This window comes from Streptomyces sp. NPDC048389 (genome assembly GCF_040706335.1).
In the GTDB taxonomy this organism is placed as follows: Bacteria; Actinomycetota; Actinomycetes; order Streptomycetales; family Streptomycetaceae; genus Streptomyces.
Genome location: NZ_JBEZKP010000001.1, coordinates 86,775 through 106,966, shown reverse-complemented (window position 1 = coordinate 106,966; position 20,192 = coordinate 86,775). Strand labels below are relative to the sequence as shown.

The window sequence follows — 20,192 nt, the reverse complement described above, 5'->3', positions numbered from 1 at the left end:
GCTCCGGTGCGCCGGCTCCTGCTCCGGTGGGCGGCGTGTTCCCCGAGTTGGTTCGGCTCCCGCTCCGGCGGGTCGGCTCCTGCTCCGGTCGGTGTGGTTCGGCTTGGCCGGTTCGGCTCCCGGCCAGGCCGTATCGATGCGGTCCCGTCACTCGTACGGGTAGCAGCCGGGCCGAGTTGTCACGGAATTGGGCGCGCGGTCAGCCGTGCGCCCGTCATCCCCGGATATCTTCGGGCCGTCGTGACGAATCCCCCGTAGCCGGCAGATGCCCGATGAATCTCCGCATGATCGGGCTCGCCGCCGTGGTGGTCACAGCCACGCTGGTGCCGATCGTCGCGTCGGCGGGACCGGCCGGATCGCCGAAACCGGTGGCCTCGCCGGAGAAGGGCCTTGCCGACCAGGTCAAGGGCGGTGCTGCGGACGTCGGCACCCGTCTGTTGCCGGGACTCGGCACCGCCGCCACTACCACCACCACCACCGGCGGCGGCGACGTGGAACGGGCAGGGACATCCGGTTCGGCCGACGAGCACGCCGGGGCGGACGGGGCGCTGCGTACCGGTGAGCGGGGCGAGGGCGAAGCCTACGGCGACTCCGCCGCCCGGACGAACTCCCGATGTGGGCCGGAACTCGCCTCTCCCGGCGGGGTCGACGCGCAGACCTGCGTACTGACACGCGCCGGTCTGACCTGGGCCCGCACTTATTACCGCAATGCGACGGGAGAGAAATTGACGTCCGTACTCACTCCGATGGCACCGGGTGGACGTACTGTCCGGACCAACTGCGACGTCGGGGCGGGCGACGAGCCACGTACTTGTGAAACTCCCCATGAGCCTTCGCGCGGTGCCGCTTCCGCCTACTCGGCAGTGGTGGAGTTCGCCGCTTACGACAGAACGGGCGACGGGCCGCTGCTGCTGCGATCCGGTAGCAACTCGCAGGAGCGTAGAGGCCGTTGAGGCGGTGGAGGCGCGGTGGAGGCGCGGTGGAAATGGAAACGCCCGATCGCTGGCGACGGGGGATGCACCAGCGACCGGGCTTCTAGAACCGTAACAAGAGATCTGCGGTTCGCAAATTCGATCTCTCGTATTCGGACAGGGATTTACCTTCCGATTGAGCGAGTTGTGACTGGTGTCACCCGACGCCCGGCGGTAATCGTCACTCTCAGCTGAGCGTCACCTGGCGGTTGGTGAGACCACCGCGCGCGCGGCGCTCCTCCGCGGTCAGCGGGGCGTCGGTGGCCAGCGCGGCGGCCAGCCGCTCGGCGAACTCGGCGGCGGGCTTCTCGCAGTCCTCGGCGCTCATCGTGGTCGGCAGGTCCCAGACCGGAACCATCAGGCCGTGCGCTCGGAACGAGCCCACCAGGCGGGTCCCCTCGCCGAGTGACGAGCTGCCCGCGGCATGCAGCCTGGCCAGGGCGTCGAGCAGCCGCTCCTCCGGGTGCGGCATGACCCAGCGGAGGTGGTTCCTCTCCGGCGTCTCGCACCAGTAGGAGGCGTCGACGCCCGAGAGCTTCACGGTCGGGATGGCCGCCGCGTTGGCACGCTCGAGAGAGGCGGCCACCTCGGGCGAGGTGTCCTCGGTCGACCCCGGCACCCAGAACTCGAAGCCGGAGTGCACGGTCGGCTCGAAAGCGGCGTCCGGGTCGAGCAGGTCCTGCAGCCGTACGCCGTCGGCTCCGGCGGTTGTGGCGGGGACCGGGGAGCCCGGCTCGGTCGTGAGAGCCCGTTGCAGCGTGCCGGCGAGGTCGCGGCTGAGGTCACCGGAGGGGGTGTCGTTCTGCAGCCCCAGCAGGACCGAACCGTCGTCGCGGCGCAGGGCGGGCCAGGCCATCGGCAGTACCGTCGCGAGCGTCACGGAAGGCACGCCCTCGGGAAGACCGCCCTTCAGGGCGAGTTCGACGGTCGCGGCGGGTACCAGCTCGCGCAGGGCCACCCAGTCGCACTCGCCCTGAAGCCCCTCGAAGGGGCGCTGGACCAGTTCCGTCACGGCGTGCGAGGCGGCCCGGCCGTGGCATGCCTTGTAGCGGCGGCTGGAGCCGCAGGGGCAGGGCTCGCGGGCTCCCACGACCGGAACCGGCTCATTGACGCCTGCGGCGCGGGCCCCGTTATTGGGCCGGGGCTTCGTCGCCTTCGTCTGGGGGCGCTTCTTGGCCATGGTGTGGCTTTCTCCCGATTGCGGCGGTGCTGTGTCGGCGCGAGCCTAGCCGTACCCCGCCGTCGCGGGGGAGCAGCGGGCCCCAGGCGCCTTCCAGGTGTCTGGCAAGTCGGCGCTCCGGGGCGGCTCTCCGGGCCACGGGCTCCGCCGTGCGCGCGGCCCGCCGACCGCACGCCTCCTGCCGGCCTCCCTGCCTGCTCTCTGCCGCCGTTTTCTCCGCTGCCGTCCTCTCCGCTGTCCGCCACCCCGCCGAGTCAGTCGAGGTCGTCGAAGGCGTCCGCGAACTCGAACGCGGGTCCGGCGACGCGCGCGGCGAAGTCCTCGCGGCGGTGCCCTTCCGTGACGATCACCCACACCGTGACCTCACCGGTGGCGCTGTCGCGTACGCCCCACTCCTGCGCCAGCGTGCTGATGATGTTGAGCCCTCGGCCGCCCCGCGCGGTCACCGAGGGCGTGGCCGGAACAGGGCGGGTGGGACCGCCTCCGTCCGTCACTTCGACCGTGAGCCGTCCGGCCTCGTCCACCCGCCACGCGGCTCGTACGTCACCGTCCCCCGCTTCCCTCTGTCCCAGCGGTCTGCCGTGCCGGCACGCATTGCTGAGCAGTTCGGAAAGGATCAGCACTGCATCGTCGACCACCGATTCCGGTACCCCGCTGCGGAACAGCTGCTCGCGCATCCTGTGTCGCGCCCTGCCCACGCCCGCAGGGCCATGGGGTACGGCCATGCTCGACGACGTGGGCACCTTCTGTGCCACCACAAACGCCACCCCCGAGACCTCCTTTGCCCCACGCCACGGTGTGAATGCCCCAATGGACTGGACCGGAAACCGGCCAAGGGGGCACCAGTGACGCACTCGACACGATCGAGCAGGTGCCGAACGCGCCGGTGCACTCCCCGTAGGGCAGACCGGTGCACTCCCCGGTGCGCACCGGTGTACTTCCAGCGGTGCGGACCGGTGTGCTTCCAGTGGTGCGGGCAGAGCCGTTGATGGAGGCCGGTGGCCGGATCAGAGCCTGCCCAGCTGGGACAGCACCTGCCTGGGGCGGTTGGTGATGATGGCTTCCACGCCCAGCCGGACGCAGAGCTCGACGTCCTCGGGCTCGTTGACGGTCCACACGTGCACGCGATGGCCGGCGCGGTGGAGCCGGTCGACGTAGCCGGGGTGATTGCGCACCATCCGGATGCCGGGGCCGGCGATCCGCGCACCGCCCGGCAGTCGCCCGTCCCGCATCCGCGGTGTCATGAACTGCATCAGATACACGGTGGGAAGGCCGGGCGCGGCCGCCGCGATCCGGTGCAGGGAGCGGGCGGAGAAGCTCATGACGCGTACCGTCGAGTCGTCGGGGGACGCCGGTGCGGACAGCCCGAAGCGTCCCAGTAGCTGCAGCAGCCGCTCCTCGACCTGCCCCGCCCACCGTGTCGGGTGCTTCGTCTCGATGGCCAGTTCCACACGGCGGCCGGAATCGGCCACCAGCTCCAGCAGGCGCTCCAGGGTGAGGACGGAGGTAAGGGACGGATCACGCCAGTCGGGGCTCTCCGCCGCGTCCTTCCAGGAGCCGAAGTCGAGGGCGGCGAGATCCGCGAGCTCAAGGGCGGAGACCGCGCCCCGCCCGTTGGAGGTGCGGTTCACCCGACGGTCGTGGACACAGACCAGATGGCCGTCGGCGGTGAGCCGTACATCGCACTCGAGGGCGTCCGCGCCGTCCTCGATCGCCTTGCGATAGGCGGCCAGGGTGTGCTCGGGGGCGTCTTCCGAAGCGCCGCGGTGGGCGACGACCTGAATGCTGTGCTGCCGTGCTTGGGTCACCGCGTCATGGTGTCACCGCCATGGGGTAGGCGTGTGCAGGGCCCCTGAAACGACCGGGTCGGGCGACTCCGGACGACGCCCGGGTTCGGTGCGGGCGGAATTCACGTCCGGCCGGAGGGTGACCTGATGGACGCCGTGAAGGTGCGCCCCTTTTGTCGGAAGTAAAGGATTGCCGGGATACACACAGGTCCTGCTTACAGTGGCCTGACGTGCTGTGGGAAAAGCTGACCGCGGACACGTGCGAAGCGGACGTCATGAAGTGACCCGGTACCGGCCGGTGCGGATGCCGCCGGTCGGAGACCGACGTGGAACCTGAGGAGAAGAGAGCTGTGAGCACCGAGAACGAGGGCAACGCGGTCCCGGCCGCCCCGTCCGTACCTCCAGTGCCGGGCGCCGCTCCCGAGGGATCGACGCCCCCGGCACCGGGGCCCGAGTCGCACGACGCCGGACATGCCGGACGCGGCGGGCACAGTGGCGGACACGGCGAACGCGGCGGGCACAGTGGCGGACACGACGAACACGGCGGGTACGGCGAACGCGGCGGGTACGAAGCGCCCGAGTCGCCCGAGTCGGCTCCCGGAGCGGCAGATTCTGCGTCCGCCGCCTCTTCTCCCTCCCCCGCCGTTCCCTCCCACCCCTCGCAGCAGCCGGCAGCGGTCTCGCCGGAGCAGCCCGGGCACTCTCCCGGCCCCGGGCCCGAGCCGGCCACGGCGCCGATGCCGGGCCACGGCGGGGAGGCCCCGCCGCCCGCACCGGCCTCGGCCGGCGCTCCCGCGACCGCACAGCACGCAGGCGGCGGCTGGCCGCCGCCGCCCACGCTCCCCTCGTACGGTGGCGGCAGTGGCGGCCCCGCATGGGGAGCGCCGCCCCCGGTGCAGCAGCCCCGGCGGAAGCGCGCCGGCGGGATGGCGGCCGCCGTCCTCGCCGCCGCACTCGTCGCAGGCGGTGTCGGCGGAGGCGTCGGCTACTGGGCGGCGGAACGGAACGACGACGGCTCCAGTTCCACCACGGTCTCCGCGGCCAGCCCGCAGGACCTCAAGCGCGACCCGGGCACGGTCGCCGCGGTCGCGGCGAACGCACTGCCCAGCGTGGTCACGATCGAAGCCAAGTCGGGCGGCGCGGGCATCGAGGGCGCGGAGGGCGAGGGCGGCACCGGCACCGGCTTCGTCTACGACAAGGAAGGCCACATCCTCACCAACAACCACGTGGTCGCCTCCGCGGCGGAGGGCGGCAGCCTGTCGGTGATCTTCTCCGACGGGAAGAAGTACGACGCCGCCGTGGTGGGCCGGGCCCAGGGCTACGACGTGGCCGTCCTGAAGCTCAAGAACGCCCCCTCCGCCGTCGACCCACTGCCCCTCGGCAACTCGGAGAAGGTCGCGGTCGGCGACTCGACCATCGCCATCGGCGCGCCCTTCGGACTGTCCAACACCGTCACCACCGGGATCATCAGCGCCAAGAACCGACCGGTCGCCTCCGGCGACGGCTCCAGCGGCAAGAACTCGTACATGAGCGCGCTGCAGACCGATGCCTCCATCAACCCGGGCAACTCCGGCGGACCGCTGCTGGACTCGCGCGGCGCGGTCATCGGCATCAACTCGGCCATCCAGTCGGCGGGCAGCGGCGGCTTCGGCCAGACCCAGGCGGGCTCCATCGGACTCGGGTTCGCCATCCCGATCAACCAGGCGAAGACGGTCGCGGAGCAGCTCATCAAGACGGGCCAGCCGGTCTACCCGGTGATCGGCGCCACGGTCGACATGTCCGAGCAGGGCTCGGGCGCGCGCATCACGGAAGACGGTGCGGGCGGCAGCCCGGCGGTGACCCCGAACGGTCCGGCCGCGAAGGCGGGGCTCGAGCCGGGCGATGTCATCACCAAGTTCAACGGCAAGCCGATCGACAGCGGCCCGACCCTGATCAGCGAGATCTGGACCCACAAGCCGGGCGACGAGGTCGCCCTGACCTACGAACGGGACGGCAACTCCCAGCAGGTGGAGCTCGTCCTCGGCGAACGCAAGGGCGACAGCTGACCCCACCCGAGCCCACCCCTTCCCGCAACGCTGCTGTGCCCCACGACGCGAGCCCGGTAGTCTGTAGCCCGCTCCGCAGCAGGTGAGGCGGGGCGTGGGTGGGTTGCCCGAGCGGCCTAAGGGAACGGTCTTGAAAACCGTCGTGGCGCAAGTCACCGTGGGTTCAAATCCCACACCCACCGCCAGGTGAAAAGGCCCCTGACCAGGTGACACGGTCAGGGGCCGTTCCCGTGTCCGCTCCCCGTGACCGACCGCTCTTCCCTGTGGTTTCCCGCTCGATGGGGCACGCGAGGGGCACGGGGCGCCTATGCCGGACTACGAAAGTGATCGCGTGTGCTGTGGGTCCTGGCTAGGGTCGCCCCCATGCTTGATCTCTCCTACCTTGCCGCCGTCCGGGAGTCGTACGACACGGTTTCCTCCAGCTACTTCGAGCAGGTCAAACCTCCGGCGAAGCTGGATCCGCTGTCACGAGGGATGCTGAACGTCTTCGCGGAGATGGTGCGAACGGCCGACCTCGGGCCCGTCGCCGACCTGGGATGCGGGCCTGGCAAAGTGACGGCTTACCTCGCCGAGCGGCAAGTGCCAGCGTTCGGCATGGACCTCTCGCCCGCCATGGTCGAACTGGCCCGGAGCGCCTATCCGGATCTGCGCTTCCGCGTCGGATCGATGACCTCGCTCCCGATAGAGGACGACGACCTCGGCGGCATCCTCGCGTACTACTCCACCCACCACACACCCCCCACTCTGCTGCCGGTGGTGTTCAGCGAGTTCCACCGCACTCTCGCGCCCGGCGGCTGTCTGATGCTGGCCGGCCATGTAGGAGTCGGCCAGCATCTGCGCCCCACACAGGCGTACGGCGGTCATCCGGTGTCCTGGGAGTCTTACCTGTTGCCGCCGGATCAGATTGCCGAACTCCTGAAGCAGGCCGGGCTCGTCCTCACTGCACGACTGGTAGAGGAACCCAGCGAAAGGGCGGAGAGGACTTACGCCACCTTCCTTGCCCATAAGCCCGAACGGCCTTGAGGTTCGCTCTACCCCGTGGCTGACCAGCGTCGAGGACAGCAACCTCGGAGACTGCATGAGGTCGGTGGAGTCCCAATGGCCCAGTCAAGCGCTGTCTCGACGGTCCTGAAGCACCAGTTTGGAAGACGCCGTATGTGGGTGCCCGCTGAGCTGCGTGGGGGCTGACCTGTATTGAAGCGGCTGTATCGCCCCGGTTCCCCGTGTTCCCCGCTCTTTCCTCTCCGGTCGGGCACGCGTGGGGCACGCAGGGCGCGCGGCTACGGGCCAGCGGACATCGCCGTAGGCCCGTGCCTCAACCAGGCGCACGTCACCAGATAAGGACGCCGCCGCCTGCCGCCTGCGCACGCCTGGCAGCGTCCTCGATGTTCGCCAACCGCTCCGAGATCTGGCGCTTGTGCTCCTCCAATGTCCGCACTGGGTCCGTACCGGCAACGACCGCCTCGATGTTTTGGCGAAGGACGGCACACTCGCGCCGGAATGCGGGCACCTGGTCGGCCTCGACCTGCAGGTCTGCGTCGGCCAGAACCGGAAAGAACCGAGTTCCGAGCGAACGGACCGCCTCCGAACCCCACACGCTGGTTCGCCAACGCTCGAACCCGGCAAGGTCAGAGCACCCCTCGGGAACGTCCAGGACCTGCCTCTCCCCGTCCGCACCCATGACGAAGACATTTACTGACAGACTCATTACTGCAGTGGATCACAGCCGCCTCGCGGCGGTCCATGGCATTGAGTCCCGTTGTGGCTGTGGAAGCGCGTGGACCGTGTCGCATCCAAACAATGTCGGTGTAGCGGCTTTGGGCGGGAGCTGCCATGGGGCGAGAGATCGGGGCCTGTATGCTGGTGAGTGAAATCGGGCAGTCTGTGGATCTGCCCGTTAAGGCCCGATGGGGCCCTGATCTTCGAGGCTCGACCCGTGGTGGCTGCCCAACTCGCCGGCCGGTGAAATCGCCGGTAGGAGTGCCGGCGGGCAGGTTCCAGGGCTCGGCGCGCAACGGCGGCGGAATTTTGCCGGTGGTGAGTTCTCTGACGAGGTAGAGCCTTTTCCCGGCAGGTTCGCCTGCGGCAGGTAGGCCGCCGCGCGGCGCGCGACCTCGCTCTCCTGCTTCAGCAGCCGGTTCCGCTTCTTCCGCTCACGGTTCTCCGCTCCGAACTTGTCGGGCCGCCCTGCGAGCGGGGGCAAGCGCGGTGCACCGTGCTGCACGACAAGGAGGGTGCGCCGTATGCGGGTCACCTTCGGGCGGGGCCGGCGGTGCCGTGATTTCGCCGGGGCGGGTCAGCGGAGGCCGCGGTCCGTCGTGAGTCGGGCGGCGGAGGCGATGGTGGCGCGGGCTTCGCGTTCGGTGAGGCCGGCGCGGACCGCCGCGCCGGTGAGGGCGGCCGTCAGGGCGGCGCCGTGGCCGTTCTCGTAGGCCCGGCAGGCCGCCCAGAACAGGCGGGTGTTCGGTTGGCCCTCCTGTGCCGCGAGGACGAACTGGACCAGGCCGTGCCCGTCTCCGTGGTGGGCGGTTGGCCCAGGGGTGGAGCGCCGGCGCGCGGGAGGCGTGATCAGGCGCAGGAGGGTGCGAGGGCAGGGCGCAGGGGGCAGGTGCGCCGTCCCCGGTGCGAGGCGGTACGCGCCGTGGGCTGTGACCGAGCCCGGGCCGACGAGGTAGCCGCCGGTGCCGCGGACGTCGATGCCGGGGGCGAGCCGGCCCACCGAGTTGGGGACGACTGTGTCGGGCGGGCCGGTGAGCCAGAGGTGGCGGCCGCCGCTCGGGGTGAGGACGGTGACCGTCTCCGGGATGGTGAACAGGTGGCGGAGCGCCAGGTGCTGGAGCTCGGCCACGGAGTCGGTCGCGGGCTTGGTGTCGAGGTCGATGCCGATCAGATGGTGCGGTGGCCGACCGCACGCGATGCCGTAGCCGGTGGCCCGGGGAGCGGCCGCGAACAGTGCCCGTACAGCCGCGGGGTCGGTGGTGGCGTCGTGGACGCCGTGGCCCGGAAGACCGCATTCGCCTCGGCACAGGACCGGATCGGGGTCGCCCTTGTGGGAGGAGCGCAGGGCGGGAAGTTTGGTGGCGGACAGGGGGATGACGGGGAGCCCGCGCTCGGCGGCCGAGAGGGCGTGGGCGAGGGCTTGGGGTGGAGGTCTGCCGGGCGGTGATGACCATGGAACCATATTCGTACAGGAGTTCGAATAAGGAGGAGAGGGATGTGTAAACGGTGCGGAAACGCTTCAGCCGGGGCGGGGCGGCGCTCCCGGCGGGTCGTGCCAGGGTGTCGTTCTCGGGGCGAGAAAGGGGTTTATCGACATGTCCTCACGCTTGCGAGCGAATCGTCCCTTCCAGGGTGGTTCGCCGGGGATGGTGTGGGCAACTCTGATCTTGCGACGTCGTGATCAAGTCGGGAGCGGACGGCCAACCGCCCCGAAGTCCACAGCACTTCAGCAGTTTCCGTTCATGGAGGAATGACATGGCAAGCATCCGTTCTGCCCGCGTTCTTGCTGTCGCCGCCGCTCTGCCCCTCGCCTTTTCGGTCCTCGGCGGGGTGGCCCAGGCCGGCAACGGCGGGTTCGCGGACGACGGGTCGAACGTGTCGGTGGCGACGATCACCGGCAGCGGCGTCACCGGCGCCAACTTCGGCAACTCGTCCACCGCTCAGCAGGTGGCGACCGGGGCGGGCGCCAGTAATCAGAGCAATACCGCCGGCGCCAACGGGCTCGGGTTCACGGTCATCGATCAGGACAACGTGGCCGTGCACTTCTCACCGCTGTGGTGACGCCCGGCCCGAGGGGGATGTGAGCAGGAGGCGACCGACTGTGCGGTGGTGCTTGGGGGCGCCGCCGCGCAGGCGCCCGCAGGCGAAGGGGGAAGTACGGGGGGAGTGCCGGGGTTGGGTCTGGGGCCTTGATGTCGCTTGCGACCTTGACATGTCACCAGAAGCTGACGGACAGTCAGATTCCGGGGAAGGGAGAGGAAGGGGGGAGCGATGACCGACGCGTTGTACGTACGGCTGAAGGCGTACGAGGGGAGGGCGGCCGCTGCCTCGGGCATGGGCAAGGATCCTGTCAACGAGGCGATGATCAGGCACTGGTGCGAGGCGATGGGGGACGGTAACGCGGCGTACGCCGGGCCGGACGCCATTGCCCCGCCGACGATGCTCCAGGTCTGGACGATGGGCGGTCTGTCGGGGCACACCGACCGGGGCGCCGCGCAGGTCGAGTTGTTCGAACTGCTCGACGGCGCCGGGTACACCTCGGTGGTGGCGACGGACTGCGAGCAGGAGTATCTGCGGCCGCTGCGGCCGGGGGACCGGATCACGTACGACGCGGTGGTCGAGTCCGTGTCCGAGCGCAAGACGACCAAGCTGGGCACGGGCTACTTCATCACCACGCGGATGGACGTGCGCGCAGAAGGCGAGCCGGTGGGGACGCATCGCTTCCGGATCCTCAGGTACACGCCCCGGGAACGTAAGCCGAAGGGTCGCCGCCCGCGTCCCGTGATCAACAGGGACAACGCGGGCTTCTGGGAGGGCGTGGCAGAGCACCGGCTGCTCATTCAACGCTGCGAGGGGTGCGGGACACTGCGCTTTCCATGGCTGCCCGGCTGCGGCTTTTGCGGATCGCCGGACTGGGACACCGTCGAGGCGAGCGGCTCGGGGAGCGTCTTCTCCTACGTGGTCGTGCATCATCCCCCGTTCCCGGCGTTCGATCCATCGTTCGCGGTGGGACTGGTCGAGTTGGCGGAGGGGGTACGGATCGTCAGCAACGTGGTGGGCGTACCTCACGACAAGGTGCGTATCGGGATGCCGGTGGAGCTCGAATTCACCTGCGTCGACGGCGAGTTCGAGCTGCCCGTTTTCCGGGCCATACAGGGGGGTGTCGGCTGACATGGGCCGCGGTCTCATCGTTGCCGGGACGGAACTGCCGCCCCTCACCGTCCCGGTGACTCGGACGCTGATCGTCGCCGGGGCCATTGCCTCGCGTGACTTCCAGGATGTGCATCACGATCCGGAGCTGGCCAGGGAAAAGGGCGCTCCGGACATCTTCATGAACATCCTGACGACGAACGGCCTGGTGGGCCGGTATGTCACCGACTTCTTCGGTGAGCATGCCGTACTGCGCAAGGTGACCATCCGGCTCGGCGCACCCAACCATCCGGGAGACACGATGGTGCTGAGCGGCACGATAGGTAGGTTCGACGGCACGACCGCGGAGGTGCGGGTCATCGGTGCCAACAGTCTCGGCAACCATGTCACCGGCACGGTGACGGTGGCCCTCCCGAGGCAGAGGCCGCTTCCGGAGACGGCGTACCGCCCGGTCCAACGGGTTCGTCCGGAGAAGCGGGTCGGCCCAAGCGAACGGGCTCGTCCAAAGAAGCAGGTCCGTTCGAGCACGGCAGCCGTCTCGGCCGCGCCGCCATGTCCAGGCGCGTCGCCCGTCTCGGCCGCGCCGCTACGCCCGTCGACGTCGCCCGTCTCGGCCGCGCCGCCACGCCCGCCCGCGCCGCCATGTCCACGTCCGGGCGGCCGCGAGACGGTTCCGGGCGGCGGCGAGTCGGTTCCGGAGGAAGGCGTATGACCATCCGGGGAAAGGACTCGCTCGGCGGCAGGGCGGCCGTTGTCGGCATCGGGGCGACCGAGTTCTCGAAGGACTCAGGGCGCAGTGAGCTGAAACTGGCCGTCGAGGCGGTACGGGCCGCCTTGGACGACGCCGGTCTCTCCCCCGCGGACGTGGACGGCATGGTCACCTTCACCATGGACACCAGCCCCGAGATCACCGTCGCCCAGGCAGCGGGCATCGGTGAGTTGTCCTTCTTCTCCCGGGTCCACTACGGCGGCGGTGCCGCCTGCGCCACCGTGCAGCAGGCGGCGCTGGCGATCGCCGCCGGTATCGCCGATGTCGTCGTCTGCTACCGGGCGTTCAACGAGCGTTCCGGCCGCCGCTTCGGTGCCGGCGTGCAGCGCCGTGAACCGTCGGCGGAGGGAGCGGCGCTCGGCTGGAACCTCCCGTTCGGGCTGCTCACGCCCGCCTCCTGGGTGGCGATGGCCGCCCGGCGCTATCTGCACGTGTACGGGTTGTCGCCCGATGCCTTCGGCCATGTCGCCGTCACCGCCCGGCGTCACGCGGCCACCAACCCGGCGGCGTACTTCCACGGCCGTCCGATCAGCCTCGCCGACCATGCCGCCTCCCGGTGGGTGGTCGAGCCGCTGCGACTGCTGGACTGCTGCCAGGAGACCGACGGCGGCCAGGCGCTCGTCGTCACCGGTGTCGAGCGGGCGCGCGACCTGCCCCGCCCACCGGCGGTGGTTCTCGCCGCGGCGCAGGGCGCGGGCAGGGCCCAGGAACAGATGACCAGCTTCTACCGCGACGAGCTGACCGGCCTGCCCGAGATGGGGGTCGTGGCCCGACAGCTGTGGCAGACCTCCGGGCTGACCCCGGCCGACATCGACGTGGGGATCGTCTACGACCACTTCACCCCGTTCGTGCTGATGCAGCTGGAGGAGTTCGGTTTCTGCGGCCCGGGTGAGGGGGCCGACTTCGTGGCCGGTGAGGCGCTGCCCCTCAACACTCATGGCGGGCAGCTGGGAGAGGCGTATCTGCACGGGATGAACGGCATCGCGGAAGCGGTCAGACAACTGCGCGGCACTGCGGTGAACCAGATACCGGGGGCGGCCACCGCGCTGGTCACGGCGGGCACCGGTGTGCCGACGTCGGGGCTGGTTCTCGGGGCCGCTCCCGGGTAGTACCTGAGGGTGTCCTCCACCTTCAGGAGGTGCGGCTCCCGTCGGCCCTACAACCTGAGGGGGACAACGCTTCGGGACCTGGGGCCGATCCGCGACAGCGGGCGCGCTTCTAGCGTGGAGCCATGACCACGCCAGTCTGTACGAGCGCTTCCAAGGCCGCCGCGCCGGTGCCGTCGTACACCCCTTACACCTCGTTCTCGTCGTACGTACGGGCGCGGGGGCCCGTACTTCTGCGGACCGCACGGTCGCTGACCTCGAACCCGAGCGACGCGGAGGATCTGCTGCAGACGGCGCTGGCCAAGACGTACGTCGCCTGGGAGCGGATCGAGGACCACCGGGCGCTCGACGGATACGTCCGCCGTGCCCTGCTGAACACGCGCACATCGCAGTGGCGCAAGCGCAAGGTCGACGAGTTCGTCTGCGAGGAGCTGCCGGAGCCGGAGAGGGTCCCGGGAGTCGATCCGGCAGAGCAGCAGGTGCTGCACGACGCGATGTGGCGCGCAGTGATGAAGCTGCCCGACCGCCAGCGCGCGATGGTCGTGCTCCGCTACTACGAGGATCTGAGCGAGGCGCAGACGGCGGAGGTGCTCGGGGTGTCGATCGGCACGGTCAAAAGCGCCGTGTCGCGGGCGCTGGCCAAGCTCCGCGAGGATCCGGATCTCGCACCGGTCCGCTGACTGCCCTTTCTTCTGTACTCGGGTCGTCCGCGCACGGGTGGCCGTCGGCGCACACGTCATTCGCGCGCACGGGTGGCCGTCCGCGCGCACGTCATCCGTATACGGTCCTCCGCGCACACCGTGTACGGGCCCGTGCGCACGTCATCCGTGCGGCTCACCCTAAGGGTCGTCATCCGTATGCGGGTCCTCCATATACGGGCGCGTCTACGGGCGCGTCGCCAGGTGGCCGGGTCGTGTGCGTTGTTGTGCGGTGTTGGGCGGGGATGTGCTGCGATTCGTTACCCCTGGGTAGTGACATACCGCTTGGTATGTGCGCAGAATCTACCCACCTTTTCTGCCACGTAGCGCTAGCGCCCACCGGGAGGACGCCGTGCTGAGCACCATGCAGGACGTACCGCTGACTGTGACCCGCATCCTTCAGCATGGGATGACAATCCACGGCAAGTCGCAGATCACCACTTGGACCGGCGAGGCCGAGCCGCAGCGCCGCACCTTCGCCGAAGCCGGCCGACGAGCCACTCAGCTGGCCAACGCCCTCCGTGACGAGCTCGGCATTGACGGCGACCAGAGAGTCGCCACCCTCATGTGGAACAACGCCGAGCACGTCGAGGCGTACTTCGCGATCCCCTCCATGGGCGCCGTGCTCCACACCCTGAACCTCCGCCTGCCCGCGGAGCAGCTGGTCTGGATCGTCAACCACGCCGCCGACCGCGCCGTGATCGTCAACGGCTCCCTGCTGCCGCTGCTGGCACCGCTGCTGCCGCACCTGCCGACGATCGAGCACATCGTCGTGTCCGGACCGGGCGACCGCTCGCTCCTCGCCGACACGGAGGCGCAGGTTCACGAGTACGAGGAGCTGATCGCCGGCCGCCCGACCACCTACGACTGGCCGGAGCTGGACGAGCGCACCGCGGCGGCGATGTGCTACACGTCCGGTACGACGGGCGACCCCAAGGGCGTCGTCTACTCCCACCGCTCGATCTACCTGCACTCCATGCAGGTCAACATGGCCGAGTCGATGGGGCTGACCGACAAGGACACCACGCTCGTGGTCGTCCCCCAGTTCCATGTGAACGCCTGGGGTCTGCCGCACGCCACGTTCATGAGCGGCATCAACATGCTGATGCCCGACCGCTTCCTGCAGCCGGCGCCGCTCGCCGAGATGATCGAGCGGGAGAGGCCCCAGCACGCCGCGGCGGTTCCCACCATCTGGCAGGGACTGCTCGCCGAGGTCACCGCCAACCCGCGCGACCTCTCCTCCATGCAGCAGGTCACCATCGGCGGCGCCGCCTGCCCGCCGTCGCTCATGGAGGCGTACGACAAACTCGGCGTGCGGCTCTGCCACGCCTGGGGCATGACGGAGACCTCGCCGCTCGGCACGATGGCTCACCCGCCTGCCGGGCTGAGCGCCGAGGAGGAGTGGCCGTACCGCATCACACAGGGCCGTTTCCCGGCCGGTGTGGAGGCGCGCCTGGTGGATCCCGGCGGGGAGTCCCTGCCGTGGGACGGCGAGTCGGCCGGTGAGCTGGAGGTGCGCGGCAACTGGATCGCCGCGTCCTACTACGGCGGTGCGGGCGGCGAGGACTTCCGGCCGGAGGACAAGTTCGCCGGGGACGGCTGGCTGAGGACCGGCGACGTGGGCGTGATCAGCCCCGACGGCTATCTGACGCTGACCGACCGGGCCAAGGACGTCATCAAGTCGGGTGGCGAGTGGATCTCCAGCGTCGAGTTGGAGAACGCGCTCATGGCGCACCCGGAGGTCGCGGAGGCCGCGGTCGTCGCCGTGCCCGACGACAAGTGGGGCGAGCGTCCACTGGCGACCGTGGTGCTGAAGGAGGGGTCGACCGCGGACTACGAGACGCTGAAGACGTTCCTGGCCGGGAAGATCGCCAAGTGGCAGCTGCCGGAGCGATGGGCGGTGGTGCCGGCGGTGCCGAAGACCAGCGTGGGCAAGTTCGACAAGAAGGTCATTCGCAGGCAGTACGCGGACGGGGAGCTCGACGTCACCCAGCTGTAGCCGCAGGGTCCGCGAGTGCGGGGCCGCCGTACCTGGGTGGGCCGGTCCCGAGCTGCGAAGGGCGGGCGCGCCGCTCTCCCGGTGGGGCGGACGTGGAAGAGTGGGGCGGACGTGGAAGAGGGGCCGACGGTCATCGACCGCCGGCCCCTCGCCGGTCTGCTGCTTGCCGCCTTCGCCGCTTCGCGGTCCTGCGCTTCGCGACTCTGCGCCTCCCGGTCCTGCGCTTCGCGGTCTTGCCGCTTCCCGGTCCTCAGTTGGTGCCGATCTTCGCCAGCAGGTCGACGATGCGCGCCTGCACCTCGTTGCTCGTCGAGCGCTCCGCGAGGAAGAGCACCGTCTCTCCCGACGACAGGCGCGGCAGCTCGGCCGGGTCGAGACCGGCCGACGTGTAGACGACCAGCGGAGTGCGGTTCAACTGGCCGTTCGCCCGCAGCCAGTCGATGATCCCGGCGCGTCGGCGGCGCACCTGCATCAGGTCCATCACCACCAGGTTCGGCCGCATCTGTGTGGCGAGCGTGACCGCGTCCGCGTCGGCCCCGGCCCGCGCCACCTGCATACCGCGCCGCTCCAAGGTGGACGTCAGCGCGAGCGCGATCTCCTCGTGCTCCTCGATCAGCAGCACTCGTGACGGGTGCTGCTCGCTGTCGCGCGGCGCCAGCGCCTTGAGCAGTACGGCCGGATCGGCGCCGTACGCGGCCTCCCGCGTGGCCTGCCCGAGGCCCGCGGTCACCAGTACCGGGACCTCGGCGGCGACGGCGGCCTGGCGCAGGGACTGCAGGGCGGTCCGGGTGATCGGCCCGGTGAGCGGGTCCACGAACAGTGCGGCGGGGAACGCCGCGATCTGCGCATCGACCTCCTCGCGCGAATGCACGACGACGGGGCGGTAGCCGCGATCGCTCAGCGCCTGCTGGGTGGAGACGTCGGGGGCGGGCCACACCAGTAGCCGGCGCGGGTTGTCCAGCGGCTCCGGGGGCAGTTCGTCGTCGACGGGCTGTGGCTGCGGCCGGTTGGCGACCTCGACCGCGCCGCCGGGGCCGTCGAGCGGCTCCGGGCCTTCCGCGCCCTCGTCCGGGGCCCCTATCGCATACGCCCGGCCCTCCGAGCGGCTGCCCGCCATGCCCTCCGGACGCCCGTCCCCCAGGTCGGGGGGCAGCCGGGAGCCGTTCTGTTGTACGGCGGGCGGCATCGGCGCGGGGGTCGGTGCCGCCGTGGGCTGCGGGTGCGGGCGGGCGTCGAGTTCGGCATCGTCGGCGTCCGGACGCGTGCCCAGTTTCCGGCGGCGTCCGGAGCCGAGGGTCTGGTTCTGCTGCTGCGTGAGGTGCTGGGCGAAGGGGACCCCCTGGCCCAGGGTGCGCACGCTGAAGGCGCGGCCCTGGGTGGAGTCCGCGGGGGCCGGCTGCTCCTCGGGAAGAGGCTGCGCGACCCGTGGGGCCACCGGCCGGGCAGCTTCCGCTGCGGGCAGCGCGGTGGGTTGCGGGCCGTCGGCCCTCCCAGGCTGCGGCGGCGGTGCCTGCGCCTCGGCCGACGCCGGCGCCGGTGCCCGTGTTTCAGCCGGTGTCGGTGCCGCCGCCTGTGTTTCAGCCGGTGTCGGTGCCGCCGCCTGTGTTTCAGCCGGTGTCGGCGCCGCCGGCGGCAGGGGCAGCGATACGGACCCGGTGTCGGAGGCGACCGGTACGGCGACTGCGGGCGCGGCTGACGTGCCGGTGTCACCCGGGCTGTCGTCCCGCCCTTCGCCCGCTTGACCGGTGGCTGCGTGACCGACGGGAGCGGCCGGCCCGGTCGGAGCGGTCGGCGCCTCCGCGGGCTCCTGTGGGTGCTGAGCCACTGCCGGTGGCTGCGGCTGCGCTTCCCTGCGCGCGCGCCTGCGTCCCGTCGGAACCGGGTGCTGTTGCGGCGGTGTGTGGTGCCGAGTGTCGGGGGCACCGGCCACTGCGTCGTGCCGCTCCACCGTGGAGTCGGCTGCGGGCGCCGCGGCAGGTGCCCTGTCGGCCTCGGCGGGTGGCAGCGCGAACGCCGTACGCGGGGGCTTGCTCTCGACTTCCGCCTCGGCCGGTGCCGCTGCCAGCGCCCGCCTGGCCCGCCGGCCGGTCGGCTGCGGCGTGTGCTGGGGCTGCGGCTGGGCGTGGGGGTGCAGGGCTTCGTGTGGATCCTGCGCCCCCTGTGCCGCCTCCTGCGCGTCCTGGACGTTCAGCGCGCTCTGGAGCTGAGGGAGCTGCGGGAACCGGGAAGGCTGCTGGGGCTGCGGCGCCTGCGCGGACGACTGACCCCGCTGCCCCTCCGTCGGCCTGGGCAGGCCGCTCTCGACGGCCCTGCGCGCGCGCCGCCCAGAAGGCACCGACTGGGCGCCGTGGGCGTCGACCGGCACGCCCTGCGGCGGCACGGTCTCCCCGAGCGCGGCTCGCCCGCTCGCGCTCTCCGCAGCCGTCACCACGGAACCCTCCGCGGGCTGCATGGCTGCCGTGGGGGTCTCGGCCGGGCTGGGGCGGCCACGCCGGCGCCCGGTCCCGCCGCTGCCACCAGGACGCTCGGCGGTGGGGCCGCCGGTGCTCTGGGCGGGGATGAGCTCCCCGTCCGGCTGCGCGGCGCGGCGCCGCCCGGTCGGCGGCGCGGCCACCGGGTCCTCCATGGCCACGGGACTCTCCAGGAACGCGTCCGTGGATGCCCGCCGGGCCCGGCGGCGGCCACCGCCACCGCCCATCGTGTTCGCAGGGACCGCCACGGGGCCGGACTCCGTCGCGGGGGCCGGGCCGGACTGCGTCGCGGGGACCGCCACGAGGCCGGACTGCGTCGCAGGGTCCAGGGCGGGCGCCGCGGCGACGGCGGAGTCCGGCCCGGGGGCTGCCGCGGGACCGGACGGCTCCGGCGACTGCTGAGCGGGCAGAGCGGGCATCCGGGCGGGGGCCGCCGCGGGCGGGGTGACCGTCCCCGCTCCCTCGCCGAGCGGCACCTCGAGCACGTAGGCGCTGCCGCTCATGCCCGGCACCTCGTGCGTCTGCAGCACACCACCGTGCGCCCGTACGATCCCGCGCACGATCGGCTCGTGCACCGGGTCGCCCCCGGCGAACGGCCCGCGCACCTCGATCCGTACGACGTCGCCACGCTGGGCGGCCGCGACGACGACGGTCGAGTCCACGTATCCGCCACCGGGCGGCAGCTTGGCCCTGCCGGTCGAGTCGACGCCCGCCACGTCCGCGACGAGATGCGCGAGCGCCGTGGCCAGACGGGCTCCGTCGACCTCGGCCTCGATCGGCGGTGCGTGTACGGCGAACTGTGCCCGCCCGGGCCCGATGAGCTCGATCGCGCCGTCGACGCCGGCCGTCACGACCGCGTCGAGCAGCACGTTGGACTTCGTCAGCTGCTGCGCACCCGTGTCGAGCAGCTGATAGCCGAGGACATTGTCGACAAGCGTCGTCATCCGGGCGTAACCGGCGGTCAGATGGTGGAGGATCTGGTTGGCCTCCGGCCACAGCTGTCCGGCCGGGTCGGCCGCCAGCGTGCCCAACTCGGTGCGCAGCTCCTCCAGCGGGCCGCGCAGCGACTCCCCGAGCACGGCGGTCAGCTGCGCGTGCCGGGCGGCCAGCTCCGTGTACCGCTCGGCGCCGTTCTCCAGCGCGGCGGTGTAGCGGTCCACCTTGTCGGCCAGTTCCGCCTCGTACCGCTCCGAGGTGGCGGCGAGCTCGGCCGTGAGCCGCTCGGTCACGGCGTCGAGCTCCGCGGTGAGCCGCTCCGTCGTCTCCGCCAGCTCGGTGGTGTACCGCTCCGTCGTCTCCGCCAACTCCGCGGCGTGCTTCTCCGCCTGCTCCTCGTACGGCCGCCGGTCGGTGAACGTCATCACCGCGCCGACCAGCTGGTCCCCGTCGCGGACCGGCGCGGTCGTCAGGTCGACCGAGACCTTCTGGCCGCTCTTCGCCCACAGCACCTGGCCGCGAACCCGGTGCTTGCGTCCGGACTTGAGGGTGTCGGCGAGCGGCGACTCCTCGTACGGGAACGGCTCCCCGTCCGCCCGCGAGTGGAGGATCAGCGGGTGCAGCTCCTGGCCGCCCAGGTCGCTGGCACGGAAGCCGAGGATCTGCGCGGCGGCCGGGTTGACGAGTACGACCCGCCCGTCGGTGTCCGTGCCCACGACGCCCTCGGACGCGGCGCGGAGGATCATCTCGGTCTGCCGCTGCGAACGTGCCAGCTCCGCCTCGGTGTCCACGGTCCCCGACAGGTCCCGGACCACCAGCATCAGCAGCTCGGCGCCGGTGTACGCGTTGTACGAGTCGTAAGCCTCGCGCCCGTCCTCCAGGCTCGCGCTGGTCACCTCGACCGGGAACCCGCCGCCGTCCGTACGCCGCGCGATCATGCGGGTGGGCTTCGTGCGCCCCCGGTGATCGGCGGCGTCGGGCCGGCGCATCGAGCCGGGGATCAGCCGGGAGTCGAACTCGGGCAGCAGATCGAGTAGGCCCCGTCCGACGAGGGCGGTGCCCGGCGTCTCGAAGAGTTCGAGCGCGATGGTGTTGGCGTTGACGACCGTGCCGTTGGCGTTGACGAGGACGAGCCCGTCCGGGAGGGCGTCGAGTATGGCTGCGAGGCGAGCAGCGCCTCGGGATGGCCTGCTGCTCACGACGACGGTTCCTCCCTGACCAACTGCGTATTGCGGACGGCCTGTCCCATCCTGCCCCTCGAGCCCCGGCCTGTCACTGAAGGGAGTCTAAGGGCAGCGGCAGCGGCCGGGACGGCGGAGGAGGCGGAGCTCTCGCCCAGGTGGTGTGTGCACGGCCCGCGC

14 protein-coding genes, 1 tRNA gene and 1 pseudogene are annotated in these 20,192 nt (G+C 71.1%); 10 read left to right on the top strand and 6 right to left on the bottom strand.

Annotation, left to right across the window (positions count from 1 at the left end; translation table 11 throughout):
* Positions 1-272 precede the first annotated feature (272 nt).
* Complete coding sequence (locus AB0903_RS00495; protein WP_366697453.1) at positions 273-953, top strand: hypothetical protein; 681 nt, start codon at positions 273-275, stop codon at positions 951-953.
* Positions 954-1,158: 205 nt separating this feature from the next.
* Here the strand turns inward: AB0903_RS00495 and AB0903_RS00490 are convergent, their stop codons facing one another.
* From AB0903_RS00490 to AB0903_RS00480, 3 genes are all read right to left on the bottom strand, one after another.
* Positions 1,159-2,151: a DUF5926 family protein gene (locus AB0903_RS00490; protein ID WP_366697451.1), complete on the bottom strand. Its 993-nt coding sequence runs from the start codon at positions 2,149-2,151 to the stop codon at positions 1,159-1,161.
* A gap of 254 nt (positions 2,152-2,405) precedes the next feature.
* A complete protein-coding gene (locus AB0903_RS00485; protein WP_366697449.1) occupies positions 2,406-3,005 on the bottom strand; it encodes an ATP-binding protein in 600 nt (199 codons plus the stop codon).
* Positions 3,006-3,158: 153 nt separating this feature from the next.
* Complete coding sequence (locus tag AB0903_RS00480; RefSeq protein WP_366697448.1) at positions 3,159-3,959, bottom strand: glycerophosphodiester phosphodiesterase; 801 nt, start codon at positions 3,957-3,959, stop codon at positions 3,159-3,161.
* Between the two features lie 329 nt (positions 3,960-4,288).
* On the opposite strand from AB0903_RS00480, the gene AB0903_RS00475 reads away from it, so the two are divergent.
* The 3 genes from AB0903_RS00475 (at position 4,289) to AB0903_RS00465 (ending at position 7,006) form a co-directional block, all read left to right on the top strand.
* The gene (locus AB0903_RS00475; protein ID WP_366697446.1) at positions 4,289-5,983 is read left to right on the top strand and encodes a trypsin-like peptidase domain-containing protein; all 1,695 of its coding nucleotides are present in this window, start codon (positions 4,289-4,291) and stop codon (positions 5,981-5,983) included.
* A 97-nt stretch (positions 5,984-6,080) separates the two neighbouring features.
* A tRNA-Ser gene (locus AB0903_RS00470) sits at positions 6,081-6,168 on the top strand.
* A 178-nt stretch (positions 6,169-6,346) separates the two neighbouring features.
* On the top strand, positions 6,347-7,006 hold the full coding sequence (locus tag AB0903_RS00465) for a methyltransferase domain-containing protein (RefSeq protein ID WP_366697444.1): 660 nt from the start codon (positions 6,347-6,349) through the stop codon (positions 7,004-7,006).
* Between the two features lie 307 nt (positions 7,007-7,313).
* Here AB0903_RS00465 and AB0903_RS00460 read toward each other — a convergent pair whose 3' ends face one another.
* On the bottom strand, positions 7,314-7,691 hold the full coding sequence (locus AB0903_RS00460; RefSeq protein ID WP_366697442.1) for a hypothetical protein: 378 nt from the start codon (positions 7,689-7,691) through the stop codon (positions 7,314-7,316).
* Between the two features lie 588 nt (positions 7,692-8,279).
* Positions 8,280-9,164, bottom strand: a complete 885-nt coding sequence (locus tag AB0903_RS00455; protein WP_366697440.1) for a bifunctional DNA primase/polymerase — start codon at positions 9,162-9,164, stop codon at positions 8,280-8,282.
* A 293-nt stretch (positions 9,165-9,457) separates the two neighbouring features.
* Here AB0903_RS00455 and AB0903_RS00450 point away from each other — a divergent pair, with 293 nt between their 5' ends.
* The 6 genes and pseudogenes from AB0903_RS00450 (at position 9,458) to AB0903_RS00425 (ending at position 15,424) form a co-directional block, all read left to right on the top strand.
* On the top strand, positions 9,458-9,763 hold the full coding sequence (locus tag AB0903_RS00450; protein ID WP_366697439.1) for a hypothetical protein: 306 nt from the start codon (positions 9,458-9,460) through the stop codon (positions 9,761-9,763).
* A 210-nt stretch (positions 9,764-9,973) separates the two neighbouring features.
* On the top strand, positions 9,974-10,873 hold the full coding sequence (locus tag AB0903_RS00445; RefSeq protein ID WP_366697437.1) for a bifunctional MaoC family dehydratase N-terminal/OB-fold nucleic acid binding domain-containing protein: 900 nt from the start codon (positions 9,974-9,976) through the stop codon (positions 10,871-10,873).
* A gap of 1 nt (position 10,874) precedes the next feature.
* Positions 10,875-11,273 (top strand): annotated as a pseudogene (locus tag AB0903_RS00440) (MaoC family dehydratase); the annotation flags it as partial.
* Between the two features lie 287 nt (positions 11,274-11,560).
* Entirely contained in the window at positions 11,561-12,730 is a 1,170-nt protein-coding gene (locus AB0903_RS00435; protein WP_366697435.1) for a lipid-transfer protein, read from the top strand.
* Between the two features lie 122 nt (positions 12,731-12,852).
* Complete coding sequence (locus tag AB0903_RS00430) at positions 12,853-13,407, top strand: SigE family RNA polymerase sigma factor (RefSeq protein ID WP_366697433.1); 555 nt, start codon at positions 12,853-12,855, stop codon at positions 13,405-13,407.
* Between the two features lie 370 nt (positions 13,408-13,777).
* On the top strand, positions 13,778-15,424 hold the full coding sequence (locus AB0903_RS00425; RefSeq protein WP_366697431.1) for a long-chain fatty acid--CoA ligase: 1,647 nt from the start codon (positions 13,778-13,780) through the stop codon (positions 15,422-15,424).
* Positions 15,425-15,674: 250 nt separating this feature from the next.
* On the opposite strand, the gene AB0903_RS00420 is transcribed toward AB0903_RS00425, so the two are convergent.
* The gene (locus AB0903_RS00420) at positions 15,675-20,030 is read right to left on the bottom strand and encodes a PAS domain-containing protein (protein ID WP_366697429.1); all 4,356 of its coding nucleotides are present in this window, start codon (positions 20,028-20,030) and stop codon (positions 15,675-15,677) included.
* Positions 20,031-20,192: the final 162 nt, after the last annotated feature.

Excerpts from the sequence above, each read along its gene's own strand:
- AB0903_RS00465 (WP_366697444.1), top strand. The coding sequence starts at position 6,347 with ATGCTTGATCTCTCCTACCTTGCCGCCGTCCGGGAGTCGTACGACACG.
- AB0903_RS00450 (WP_366697439.1), top strand. The coding sequence starts at position 9,458 with ATGGCAAGCATCCGTTCTGCCCGCGTTCTTGCTGTCGCCGCCGCTCTG.
- AB0903_RS00455 (WP_366697440.1), bottom strand. The coding sequence starts at position 9,164 with ATGGTTCCATGGTCATCACCGCCCGGCAGACCTCCACCCCAAGCCCTC.
- AB0903_RS00495 (WP_366697453.1), top strand. The coding sequence starts at position 273 with ATGAATCTCCGCATGATCGGGCTCGCCGCCGTGGTGGTCACAGCCACG.
- AB0903_RS00490 (WP_366697451.1), bottom strand. The coding sequence starts at position 2,151 with ATGGCCAAGAAGCGCCCCCAGACGAAGGCGACGAAGCCCCGGCCCAAT.
- AB0903_RS00460 (WP_366697442.1), bottom strand. The coding sequence starts at position 7,691 with ATGAGTCTGTCAGTAAATGTCTTCGTCATGGGTGCGGACGGGGAGAGG.
- AB0903_RS00430 (WP_366697433.1), top strand. The coding sequence starts at position 12,853 with ATGACCACGCCAGTCTGTACGAGCGCTTCCAAGGCCGCCGCGCCGGTG.
- AB0903_RS00435 (WP_366697435.1), top strand. The coding sequence starts at position 11,561 with ATGACCATCCGGGGAAAGGACTCGCTCGGCGGCAGGGCGGCCGTTGTC.
- AB0903_RS00445 (WP_366697437.1), top strand. The coding sequence starts at position 9,974 with ATGACCGACGCGTTGTACGTACGGCTGAAGGCGTACGAGGGGAGGGCG.